Source organism: Streptomyces sp. DSM 41931 (assembly GCF_050271085.1).
GTDB classification, from domain to species: domain Bacteria; phylum Actinomycetota; class Actinomycetes; order Streptomycetales; family Streptomycetaceae; genus Streptomyces; species Streptomyces albogriseolus.
The window spans coordinates 2878406-2890245 of sequence record NZ_CP189902.1 but is presented as its reverse complement, the minus strand read 5'-3'; the positions used below and the strand labels follow the sequence as shown (position 1 = coordinate 2890245).

The window sequence follows — 11840 nt, the reverse complement described above, 5'->3', positions numbered from 1 at the left end:
TGGCTCTCGATCGAGTCAAGGCCCCGCCGGCGCAGCCGCGCCGACGACGGCCCCCACCCTAAAGTCCCGCCGGACGGGCCGTGCGCTCAGCCGCCCGCTCGTAGCACGGCTGCGACAATCGGCCCCGCCGCGTCGCCGCCGTGGCCGCCCTGCTGGGCCATGGCCGCCGCCGCGACGTCGTCGCGGAAACCGGTGAACCAGCTGTCCGACGTGGCGTTCCCGTCGACCTCCGCGGAACCGGTCTTCGCGCCGATGTCACCGCCCAGGCCGGACATCGCCTTCTGCGCGGTGCCCTGGGTGGCGGTGAGCCGCATCATCTCCTTGAGCTGGGCCGCCGTCCCGGCCGGCAGGCCCTTCGCCTGCGCCAGCTGCCGGCCGTCCAGCTCGGGGGAGACCAGGTACGGCTGGCGGAAGGCGCCGGTGACGGCGGTGGCCGTCACGGACGCCATGTTCAACGGGTTCATCTGCACCTGCCCCTGGCCGATGGCGTTCGCCGCCCGGTCCGGGCCGCCGGAGGCCGGCACGCTGCCGTCGAAGGAGGCGATGCCGGTCTTCCAGTCGTCCCGGCCGAGCCCGAACCGCTCCTGCGCCTCCTCGGTGAGCGAGGCGTCGTCGATCGGCTGCTCGTCGATCAGCTTGACGAAGGCCGTGTTGCAGGACCGCAGGAAGCTGTTGGCCAGGGTGGCGCCCTCGTTCGGCTCCATGCCGGTGAGGTTCTTGAAGGTCTGGCTCTGCCAGGTCGCGGTGTCCGGGCAGGGCGCGGGGCCGTTCATGGAGGTCACGCCGTGGTCGATGAGCATCGCGGCGGTGATGATCTTCATGGTGGAGCCGGGGGCGACCTGGCCCTGGAAAGCCGCGTTGAAGCCGTCGCCGCGGTTGTTGGCCACCGCCAGCACCTCACCGGTGCTGGGCTTCAGCGCCACCACCGACGACTCCGGGAAGTCCTTCACCGCCTTCTCGGCGGCCGCCTGCACCCCGGCGCTGAGCGTGGTGCGCAGCGTGCCCGGCTCGCCCTTGGCGAGCGTGAGCAGCGGGGTGTCCGCCTCGTCGGTCGCGTGCCGTATCGACAGCTCGACGGCCGGACTGCCGCCCGCCTTGTCGCCGTACTTCTGCCGCAGGGTGTCGAGCACCGGGCCCAGGGAGGGGTACTTCTCCCTCGTCAGCACCGTGCCGTCGCGGTCCACCGCCTCGATGGGCGGCTGCGCGGACTCGCCGGTGACGAGGGTGTCCCCGTCCTTCAGGTCCGGGTGCACGACGGACGGCTCCCAGTCGACCAGCGCCCGGCCGGTGGTCTGCCCGCGCACGACCGTCAGGGCGCTGGTGTACCGCAGGGGCTTGGAGACGCCGTCGGCGGAGACGGTCGCCTTCACCGTGAACGGCACGGTGGCGCCGCGCGGGGCGCCCGGCGTGATGTCCACCCGGCCGATCCGCGCCTCCTCGCCGTACGCGGACAGCAGCGCGCCCGCGTCCTGCGCGTTGTTCGTGTACGACGCGGCCTCGGCGGCCTGCCCCTTCTCCCAGGCCCCGAAGAACGCGTCGGTCGTCTCGCGCACCTCGTCCTGGTCCGGCGGCCCCGACCCGCGCGTCTGCGCCGCGCCCGATCCGCCGCCCCCGTTCCCGTTCAGGGCCGAGACGATGTTGTACGCCCCGTACCCCGCTCCGCCGACCATCACGGCGAACACGCCGCCGACGACGGCGACCTTGACCCCCTTGCCCATCGGGCGTTCCTCCCCCGGCCGGACCCCCGCGCCTGCTGAACACGTTCAAAAGCCCGGCACGCCCCGAAACCCTATGCGCTGCCCGCGCCCAAGGGGGCCTGAGTTTTGGATCGTTGTCCCAAAGAGACCCCTCCCCGAGGGAGCGCCACGCCCCGGCGAGGGGGGCGGGGGACCCGGGGCGCTACACCCACGTGTCCAGCCACATCCGCGCCCGCCAGTCGTCGATCGGGATGGGGGTGCCCGTGTAGATCGGCCAGAAGTAGATGAAGTTCCAGATGATCAGGAGGGTGAGGACGCCCGCCGCCGTCGCGCCCGCCACGCGGCGGGTGTCGGTGGAGCGGGGCGGGCCGACGATCGCGCCCAGGAGCATCGCCACCGCCAGGCACAGGAACGGCAGGAAGACGATCGCGTAGAAGTAGAAGATCGTGCGTTCCTGGTAGAGGAACCAGGGGGCGTACCCCGCGGCGATGCCGCACGCGATCGCGCCCGCGCGCCAGTCGCGGCGGAACGCCCAGCGCCACAGGACGTAGAGGAGCGCCAGGCAGCCCACCCACCACAGCATCGGCGTGCCGAGGGCGAGGACCTCCTGCGCGCACTTCTCGCCCGCGTCCACCGGACAGCCGTCCACCCCGGGCGCGGGGGACTCGTAGAAGTACGACACCGGGCGGCCGGTGACGATCCAGCTCCACGGGTTGGACTCGTACGTGTGCGGCGAGGACAGGCCGACGTGGAACTCGTACACCTGGTTCTCGTAGTGCCACAGGCTGCGCCACCAGTCGGGGAACAGCCACGACCAGTCGCTCCGCCGGCCGTCGCGGGTGGCCCAGTCGCGGTAGTAGCCGCCGCTGCCGTCCGTGGCGGAGAGGATCCAGCCGATCCACGACGCGAAGTAGGTGACCACCGCCACCGGCACCGTCGAGAGGAACGCCCAGCCCAGGTCACGCTTCAGCACCGCCAGCCGGGGCCGGACGGCGCCCGCGACCCGGCGCGCGCCGACGTCCCACAGCACGGACATCACACAGAACGCGGCCATGATGTACAGGCCGTTCCACTTGGTGCCGATCGCCAGGCCCAGCATCAGGCCCGCCGCGAGACGCCACGGCCGGAAGCCGATCCGGGTGTTCTCGGCCGCCTCCACGTCCGGACGGGCCCGCCCGTCGGCGTCCACCGGCAGCGCGGCGGCCAGTTTCGCGCGGGCCTTGTCCCGGTCGATCAGCAGACAGCCGAAGGCGGCCAGCACGAAGAACATCAGCACGCCGTCGAGGAGCGCGGTGCGGCTCATCACGAAGTGCAGGCCGTCCACCGCCATCAGCGCGCCCGCGAGACAGCCGAGGAACGTGGAGCGGAACAGCCGCCGCCCGATCCGGCACAGCATCAGCACCGACAGCGTGCCGAGCAGCGCCGTCATGAACCGCCAGCCGAACGGGTCGAAGCCGAAGAGCAGCTCGCCCAGACCGATGACGTACTTGCCGACCGGCGGATGCACCACGTACGCCGCGTCGGCGGGGATCGGGACGCTGCCGCCCGAGTCCAGGATGAGCCGGTTGGCCTCCTTGTCCCAGTTGACCTCGAACCCGCGGTGGACGAGCGCCCACGCGTCCTTCGCGTAGTACGTCTCGTCGAATATCACCGCCTTGGGGTGGCCCAGGTTCCAGAACCGCAGCACCCCCGCCACCAGCGTCACCAGCAGCGGGCCGCCCCACCCCGACCAGCGGACGAGACGGCCGGACAGCGCCGGCGGCACGCCGAGCGTCTTCCACAGGCGGCCCGACGGCTCGGTGTACGGCGGGACCAGGCGGTCGCGGACGTCGCCTCTGACGGCGGACGTGGGGTGGCCGAAACGCCGCAGCCGGTGCTGCCACGTCTGCCGCTGCTCGAGCGGCGACTGCTCCTGGCGGGTGTCCGTGGAGGACGCGGTACTGGTCACCGCGCCATCGTAGGGAACGGCGCCCGGTGAGTCCCGCGCATGGGCGGTATGCCCCGCCTCCGTCCGCTCCTGGGAGGATGGGCGCGTGACCGGAACCCTCGTACTCGCAGGCACCCCCATCGGCGACATCTCCGACGCGCCGCCCCGGCTCGCCGAGGAACTCGCCGGCGCCGACGTCGTCGCCGCCGAGGACACCCGGCGGCTGCGCCGGCTGACCCAGGCGCTCGGCGTCACCCCCAAGGGGCGGGTGGTGTCGTACTTCGAGGGCAACGAGACCGCCCGCACGCCCGAGCTGGTCGAGGAGCTGGCGGGCGGCGCGCGGGTGCTGCTCGTCACGGACGCGGGCATGCCGTCCGTGTCCGACCCCGGCTACCGGCTGGTCGCGGCGGCCGTCGAGCGGGACATCCGGGTCACCGCGGTGCCCGGGCCGTCCGCCGTGCTCACCGCGCTCGCCCTGTCGGGGCTGCCCGTCGACCGGTTCTGCTTCGAGGGGTTCCTGCCCCGCAAGGCGGGGGAGCGTCTCGGCCGGCTGCGGGAGGTCGCGGACGAGCGGCGCACCCTCGTCTACTTCGAGGCCCCGCACCGCCTCGACGACACCCTCGCCGCGATGGCCGAGGTGTTCGGCGCCGAGCGCCGCGCCGCCGTCTGCCGCGAGCTGACCAAGACGTACGAGGAGGTCCGGCGCGGCCCGCTGGCCGAGCTGGCCGCGTGGGCGGCCGAGGGCGTCCGCGGGGAGATCACCGTGGTCGTCGAGGGCGCCCCCGAGAAGGGCCCCGGGGAGATCGACGACGCCGAGCTGGTGCGCCGGGTGCGGGTGCGCGAGGAGGCGGGCGAGCGGCGCAAGGAGGCCATCGCGGCGGTCGCGGCGGAGGCCGGCCTGCCGAAGCGCCAGGTCTTCGACGCGGTGGTCGCGGCCAAGAACGCCGACGGGCGGGGCCCCGGGGGGCGCTGACGCGGAGCGTCCCCGCCGCACGAACCCGGGCGTGGGTAAAGAGCTCGGGGCATTGTGGCAATCCACGGCCAAATCGGCGCCAATACTGCGTCCGCGCCCGTGTGTTCACGGCACAGGGGGAGTCCACTGGTCGGTGGGGGCGGACGCGGGTCCGTCCCGTCAGCGGACCGACGGGAGCCGGCATGACCGAGATCTCCGGACAGGGCCGACTGCGCGCGGGCGCCACCGCCGTGGTCACCGAGGCGTACGCCTTCGCCTGCATGCGCTGCGGGTACGGCTGGGAGCAGGCGTACGAGATAGAGCACCACGTCGACGCCGACGGCCGCACGTTCGTGCTGTACGTCGCGGACGGCCGGATCGTGCCCTCCCCGCTCAACCGGCCCACCTGCCACAGCTGCGACGGGCACCTCGTACGGATTCTGCGCCCGGGCCGGGTCGCCTCGGCCCGCGACGCCGCCCACCGGGGGCGCCGGGTGCCCGCCGCAGGACCGGTCGAGGCCCCCTGGACCCCGAAGGGTCCCGCGCCGCTTCCGTAGGATCGGAGGCATGCCTGCCAACGACCCCGGCAAGAACGCCGCACCGCCGCTCCCGGAACCCCTGCGGGTGCCGGTCGCGGACTCCCACACGCACCTCGACATGCAGTCCGGCACGGTCGAGGAGGCCCTCGCCAAGGCCGCGTCGGTGGGGGTGACGACCGTGGTGCAGGTCGGCTGCGACCTCAAGGGGTCCCGGTGGGCGGCGGAGACGGCGGCGGCCCACGACGCGGTCCACGCGACCGTCGCGCTGCACCCCAACGAGGCCCCGCGGATCGTGCTCGGTGACCCCGACGGCTGGTCGCGCCAAGGTGCCCGTGAGGCGGGCGGGGACGCGGCGCTGGACGCGGCGCTCGCCGAGATCGACCGGCTGGCCGCGCTGCCGCAGGTCAAGGGTGTCGGCGAGACGGGTCTCGACCACTTCCGCACCGGTGAGGAGGGCAAGGAGGCGCAGGAGCGGTCCTTCCGCGCCCACATCGAGATCGCCAAGCGGCACGGCAAGACGCTCGTGATCCACGACCGCGACGCCCACGCGGACGTGCTGCGCGTGCTGAAGGAGGAGGGCGCCCCCGAGCGCACCGTCTTCCACTGCTACTCCGGGGACGCGGAGATGGCGGAGATCTGCGCCCGCGCCGGCTACTACATGTCGTTCGCCGGCAATGTCACCTTCAAGAACGCGCAGAACCTGCGGGACGCGCTGGCCGTCGCCCCGCTGGAGCTGGTCCTGGTGGAGACCGACGCGCCGTTCCTCACCCCGGCGCCCTACCGCGGCCGGCCCAACGCCCCCTACCTGGTGCCGGTCACCGTGCGTGCCATGGCCGCCGTGCGCGGCATCGACGAGGACGCGCTGGCCACCGCGCTGGGCGCCAACACCGCGCGCGCCTTCGGCTACTGACGGGCCCCGGCACATTCACGTTCCGTAGTCGTGTCGCTTGGGAGAGCGATCGCCGCTCGGCTAGGTTCTGGGAGCCCCCTCGGGGGCTCCCGTGGCCAGCCCTGGAGCGTGTCGGAGTGAGCACCACCCCGCGGTTCGAGACGTATCCGAAGACGTGTCCGACGCACGCCCTGTGCGGCGGGATCCACGAGGCGGACACCGTGCCCGCCCTGCCCCGCCGCCCGCCCGCCGCCGCACCGTCCCGGCGGTCCGCGCACCGGCGCCCCGGCCGGTACGCCGAGCGGGCCGAGGCCGTGCGCCGGCTGCTGCCGCGGGCGCTGGTCGTCGCGTTCCTCGCGGGCGGCACCAGCGCCTTCGTCGCCGAGGACAAGGGCGTCGAGCTGACCGTCGACGGCAGCCCCCGCACCCTGCACACCTTCGCCGACGACGTCACCGGGCTGCTCGCCGAGGAAGGCGTGCGCACCGGACCGTACGACGAGATCAGTCCTGCCCCCGGCACCGCCCTGCAGGACGGCGACACGATCGAGGTGCGGCACGCCCGTCCGCTGCTGCTCACCCTCGACGGAACCCGGCAGGAGGTGTGGACGACCGCGGCCACCGTCCACGAGGCGCTGCGGCGGCTGGGCGTCCGGGTCGCCGGCGCCCATCTGTCCGTTCCGCCCGGCACCCGCGTCGGACCCGCCGGGCTCGCCCTGGAGGTCCGCACCGAACGCGCGGTGACCGTCCTCGCCGACGGGCGGGCGCGCACCGTCCGCACCAACGCCGCGACCGTGCGGGAGGCCGTGCGCCAGGCCGGGGTCACCCTGCGCGGCCGCGACACCACCTCCGTCGCCCCCGGCAGCTTCCCGCGCGACGGCCAGACCGTCACCGTGCTGCGCATCACCGACGGCACGGAGATCCGCGACGAGGAGATCCCGTTCACCGAGGAACGCGTCGAGGACCCCGCGCTGGCCCACGGCACGGTGGTCGTCGACCGGGCCGGACGGCCGGGGCTGCGCCGCCTCACCTACGCGCAGCGCACCGTCAACGGCGTCCGGCAGCGGCCGCGCCTGCTGTCCACGGACGTGGTGCGCGAGCCCGTCGCGCGCCGGGTACGGGTCGGCACCCGGCCCGTCCCGATGTCCGTACGGGGCGCGGACGCGCTGGACTGGGACGCGCTCGCGCGGTGCGAGTCCGGCGGCCGGTCCGGCACCACCGACCCGTCGGGCACGTACGGCGGGCTGTACCGGTTCGACGCCCGCACCTGGCGCGACCTCGGCGGCGCGGGCCGCCCCCAGGACGCGCCCCCGGCCGAGCAGACGTACCGCGCGCAGCGGCTCTACGTCCGCAGCGGCGCCGCCGCCTGGCCGCACTGCGGGGCCCGGCTGCGCGGGTGACGGCACCGGCGGTGACCGGGGCGTACCCGCGCGCCCCGTACCCTTGTCCCGTGACCAGCCCCACCCCCGACGCCCTCCTGGGCCCCGCCGACGTCCGCGAACTGGCGGCCGCCCTCGGCGTACGGCCCACCAAGCAGCGCGGCCAGAACTTCGTCATCGACGCCAACACGGTCCGCCGCATCGTGCGCACCGCGGAGGTACGCCCCGACGACGTCGTCGTCGAGGTCGGGCCCGGCCTCGGCTCGCTCACGCTGGCGCTGCTGGAGGCCGCCGACCGGGTCACCGCGGTGGAGATCGACGACGTGCTGGCCGGGGCGCTGCCCGCCACCGTCGCCGCCCGCATGCCGGAGCGCGCCGACCGGTTCGCGCTGGTCCACTCCGACGCCCTGCACGTCACCGAGCTGCCAGGCCCGGCCCCGACCGCGCTGGTCGCCAACCTTCCCTACAACGTGGCCGTCCCGGTGCTGCTGCACATGCTCGAGACCTTCCCGAGCATCGAGCGCACCCTGGTGATGGTCCAGTCCGAGGTCGCCGACCGGCTCGCCGCCGCCCCCGGCTCGAAGGTGTACGGCGTGCCCTCGGTCAAGGCCAACTGGTACGCCGAGGTCAAGCGCGCCGGGGCGATCGGCCGCACCGTGTTCTGGCCCGCGCCGAACGTCGACAGCGGCCTGGTGTCGCTGGTGCGGCGCGCGGAGCCGCTGAAGACCACCGCGACCCGGCGCGAGGTGTTCGCCGTGGTCGACGCGGCCTTCGCGCAGCGCCGCAAGACGCTGCGCGCCGCCCTCGCCGGATGGGCGGGCTCGGCGGCCGCGGCCGAGGCCGCGCTGGTCGCGGCGGGCGTCTCGCCGCAGGCGCGGGGCGAGTCGCTGACCGTCGAGGAGTTCGCGCGCATCGCCGAGCACAAGGACGCCGAGCACAAGGAGCAGGGCCCGCAGTGAGCGTCACCGTCCGCGTCCCCGCCAAGGTCAATGTGCAGCTCGCGGTCGGCGCGGCCCGCCCCGACGGCTTCCACGAGCTGGCCAACGTCTTCCTCGCGGTCGGCCTGTACGACGAGGTGACCGCCACCCCGTCGCCGGACGGGCTGCGCATCACCTGCGAAGGACCCGACGCCGCGCAGGTCCCCCTCGACCGCACCAACCTCGCCGCCCGCGCCGCACTGGCGCTCGCCGGGCGGTACGGCCGCACGCCCGACGTCCATCTGCACATCGCCAAGGACATCCCCGTCGCGGGCGGCATGGCGGGCGGCAGCGCGGACGGCGCGGGCGCCCTGCTGGCCTGTGACGCGCTGTGGGGCACGGGGGCCTCGCGTGAGGAACTCCTCGACATCTGCGCCGAGCTGGGCAGCGACGTGCCGTTCAGCCTGGTGGGAGGGGCCGCGCTCGGCACCGGGCGGGGCGAGAGGCTGACGGAGCTGGAGGTCGGGGGCGCCTTCCACTGGGTGTTCGCGATGGCCTCGCGGGGGCTGTCCACACCGGCGGTGTTCCGGGAGTTCGACCGGCTGGCAGAAGCGCGGGAGATTCCGGAGCCGGTGGCTTCGCGGGAACTGCTCGGCGCACTCGCCAAGGGCGACGCGGAAGCGCTCGCGGCCACCGTGTCCAACGATCTTCAGCCGGCGGCGCTGTCGCTGTTCCCGGAGCTGGCGGACACGCTGGCCGCGGGGCGCGCGGCGGGGGCACTGGCCTCGCTGGTGTCGGGGTCGGGGCCGACGACGGCGTTCCTGGCGCGGGACGCGGAGGCGGCGGAGGCCGTAGCGGCGGCGCTGCGGGCTTCCGGCGCCTGCCGGGACGTACGCACGGCGTCGGGGCCGGTGGCGGGGGCTACGGTGGTCTGAACGGCTCAGGGCCGCGCTTCCACCGGGCTCAGGTCGATGGCGATGGCGGAAGGCTTGTCGACCTTGATCCGGTCGCGGTGCACGCCCATGTGCACGTAGGACTGCGTCATCGGGTCGAGCTCGTAGACATGGACCAGGGGACGGCCGTTGGTTCCGTCCTGCTCCACGCGCCAGTAGTTCGGAATTCCCGCGAGGGCGTATTTGAGCGGTTTGGTCGTCCTGTCGCGGGACTCCGAATCGGGTGAGACCACCTCCACGACGAGCAGGACGTCCTCGGCCTGGAAACTGGTCTGGTCCAGCCCGGTGACGGCATCGGCCCGCACCACACTGACATCGGGTTCGGGGCCGTTGCGCTTGTCCAGGATCACGGCCATCTCCCGCTCGACACTGAACTCCGGGCCCAGGCAGCTGCGCAGTCCGTTGACCAAGAGGTCGATCACAAGGAAGTGGAAGCGACGCTGCGGACTCACGAAAACCAGACTCCCGTCGATCAACTCGGTGTGCGGCGGGAGATCGGGCAGCGTGAACAGGTCGTCCACGGTGTAGCCGTCCTGCGGCGGCACCGGCCACCGGACGCGGTGCTTCACGGGTTCGGCGGTCATGATTCCTCCCATGGACGGGATCCTGCTGCCTGCCCCTTACGGTAGCCGCCCGTTTCCGATCACGTCATCACAAAGGGTGACCATCTCCTCGCGTCACGACCGCCCCCCGGCAGGGCCTACGCTGGAAAGCTGATCGATCCACCGGGCAGGAGAGAAATGGCCGTCAATCTGGTCAATGTCGAGAACGTCAGCAAGGTGTACGGCACCCGTGCGCTGCTGGACGGGATTTCGCTCGGCGTCTCCGAGGGGGACCGGATCGGGGTCGTGGGGCGCAACGGGGACGGCAAGACCACGCTGATCCGCATGCTGGCCCGGCTGGAGGAGGCCGACACCGGGCGCGTGACGCACTCCGGCGGGCTGCGGCTCGGCGTGCTCACCCAGCACGACTCGCTCGACCCCGGGGCGACCGTCCGGCACGAGGTCATCGGCGACATGGCCGACCACGAGTGGGCCGGGAACGCCAAGGTCCGCGACGTGCTCACCGGACTGTTCGGCGGGCTCGACCTGCCCGGCTTCCCCAAGGGGCTCGACACCGTCATCGGACCGCTGTCCGGCGGCGAGCGGCGCCGGATCGCGCTGGCCAAGCTGCTCATCGAGGAGCAGGACCTGATCGTCCTCGACGAGCCGACCAACCACCTCGACGTCGAGGGCATCGCCTGGCTCGCCGAGCACCTGCGCAACCGCCGTTCCGCGCTCGTCTGCGTCACCCACGACCGGTGGTTCCTCGACCAGGTCTGCACCCGCATGTGGGACGTGCAGCGCGGCGTCGTCCACGAGTACGAGGGCGGCTACTCCGACTACGTCTTCGCCCGCGCCGAGCGCGAGCGCATCGCGGCCACCGAGGAGGCCAAGCGGCAGAACCTGGTCCGCAAGGAGCTGGCCTGGCTGCGCCGCGGCGCCCCCGCCCGCACCTCCAAGCCGCGCTTCCGCGTCGAGGCCGCCAACGAGCTGATCGCGGACGTGCCGCCGCCGCGCGACAGCAGCGAGCTGATGAAGTTCGCCTCCTCGCGGCTCGGCAAGACCGTGTTCGACCTGGAGGACGTGACCGTCCAGGCCGGTCCCAAGGTGCTGCTGAAGCACGTGACCTGGCAGCTCGGCCCCGGTGACCGCATCGGCCTGGTCGGCGTCAACGGCGCCGGCAAGACGTCCCTGCTGCGGGCGCTCGCGGAGGCCGCCCTCAGCGAGGGCGAGACGCAGCCGGCGGCGGGCCGCATCCGCGTCGGCAGGACGGTCAAGCTGGCCTATCTGTCGCAGGAGGTCGCCGAACTCGACCCCACCTGGCGGGTGCTGCAGGCCGTGCAGCAGGTGCGCGAGCGCGTCGACCTCGGCAAGGGCCGCGAGATGACCGCCGGTCAGCTCTGCGAGACCTTCGGCTTCAACAAGGAGAAGCAGTGGACGCCCGTCGGGGATCTCTCCGGCGGTGAGCGCCGCCGTCTCCAGCTGCTGCGGCTGCTGATGGACGAGCCCAACGTCCTCTTCCTCGACGAGCCCACCAACGACCTCGACATCGAGACCCTGACCCAGCTCGAGGACGTCCTCGACGGCTGGCCCGGCTCCATGATCGTGATCTCCCACGACCGGTTCTTCGTCGAGCGCACCACCGACCGGGTCTTCGCCCTGCTCGGGGACGGCACCCTGAGGATGCTGCCGCGTGGCATCGACGAGTACCTGGAGCGCCGCAAGCGCATGGAGGAGGCCGCCGCCGCCTCCGCCCAGGCCGCCGCTCCGGCCCGCGGCGCGACGCCCGAGAAGAGCGCCGCCGACCAGCGTGCCGCCAAGAAGGAACTCCAGCGCATCGAGCGCCAGCTGGACAAGATCTCGGCCAGGGAGGCCACCCTCCACACCGCCATCGCCGAGAACGCCACGGACTTCGCGAAGGTGGCCGAACTGGACGCCGAACTGCGGGACCTGGCCGGCCAGCGCGACGAACTGGAGCTGCGCTGGCTGGAACTCGCCGAGGACGCCTGACCGGCGCGAGAGCCGCGTCACGCGCCCGCGCGCGGGGA

Annotated in this window: 10 protein-coding genes; 7 read left to right on the top strand and 3 right to left on the bottom strand. The window is 73.4% G+C overall.

From position 1 onward, the window contains the following. Positions 1-86 precede the first annotated feature (86 nt). Positions 87-1718, bottom strand: a complete 1632-nt coding sequence (locus ACP7TJ_RS13235; RefSeq protein ID WP_167743353.1) for a penicillin-binding transpeptidase domain-containing protein — start codon at positions 1716-1718, stop codon at positions 87-89. 181 nt (positions 1719-1899) lie between these two features. Then, complete coding sequence (locus ACP7TJ_RS13230; protein ID WP_427763250.1) at positions 1900-3645, bottom strand: dolichyl-phosphate-mannose--protein mannosyltransferase; 1746 nt, start codon at positions 3643-3645, stop codon at positions 1900-1902. Positions 3646-3730: 85 nt separating this feature from the next. Here ACP7TJ_RS13230 and rsmI point away from each other — a divergent pair, with 85 nt between their 5' ends. From rsmI to ACP7TJ_RS13200, 6 genes are all read left to right on the top strand, one after another. Further along, positions 3731-4597, top strand: coding sequence for a 16S rRNA (cytidine(1402)-2'-O)-methyltransferase (gene rsmI / locus ACP7TJ_RS13225; RefSeq protein WP_093765636.1), 867 nt, complete (start codon positions 3731-3733; stop codon positions 4595-4597). A 182-nt stretch (positions 4598-4779) separates the two neighbouring features. Continuing rightward, positions 4780-5133, top strand: coding sequence for a hypothetical protein (locus ACP7TJ_RS13220; protein WP_193459197.1), 354 nt, complete (start codon positions 4780-4782; stop codon positions 5131-5133). Positions 5134-5143: 10 nt separating this feature from the next. Further along, positions 5144-6025 (top strand): TatD family hydrolase, encoded by an 882-nt coding sequence (locus tag ACP7TJ_RS13215; protein WP_266397931.1) that lies wholly within the window; start codon positions 5144-5146, stop codon positions 6023-6025. Between the two features lie 116 nt (positions 6026-6141). After that, positions 6142-7401 (top strand): ubiquitin-like domain-containing protein, encoded by a 1260-nt coding sequence (locus tag ACP7TJ_RS13210; protein ID WP_427763247.1) that lies wholly within the window; start codon positions 6142-6144, stop codon positions 7399-7401. 50 nt (positions 7402-7451) lie between these two features. Next, complete coding sequence (gene rsmA / locus ACP7TJ_RS13205; RefSeq protein WP_093765640.1) at positions 7452-8339, top strand: 16S rRNA (adenine(1518)-N(6)/adenine(1519)-N(6))-dimethyltransferase RsmA; 888 nt, start codon at positions 7452-7454, stop codon at positions 8337-8339. Beyond that, entirely contained in the window at positions 8336-9232 is an 897-nt protein-coding gene (locus tag ACP7TJ_RS13200; RefSeq protein ID WP_427763245.1) for a 4-(cytidine 5'-diphospho)-2-C-methyl-D-erythritol kinase, read from the top strand. Before rsmA ends, ACP7TJ_RS13200 begins: the two co-directional genes overlap by 4 nt. Positions 9233-9237: 5 nt before the next feature. Here the strand turns inward: ACP7TJ_RS13200 and ACP7TJ_RS13195 are convergent, their stop codons facing one another. Beyond that, the gene (locus ACP7TJ_RS13195) at positions 9238-9834 is read right to left on the bottom strand and encodes a Uma2 family endonuclease (RefSeq protein ID WP_093765642.1); all 597 of its coding nucleotides are present in this window, start codon (positions 9832-9834) and stop codon (positions 9238-9240) included. Positions 9835-9990: 156 nt separating this feature from the next. Here ACP7TJ_RS13195 and ACP7TJ_RS13190 point away from each other — a divergent pair, with 156 nt between their 5' ends. Beyond that, complete coding sequence (locus ACP7TJ_RS13190) at positions 9991-11802, top strand: ABC-F family ATP-binding cassette domain-containing protein (protein WP_167743343.1); 1812 nt, start codon at positions 9991-9993, stop codon at positions 11800-11802. Positions 11803-11840 lie beyond the last annotated feature (38 nt).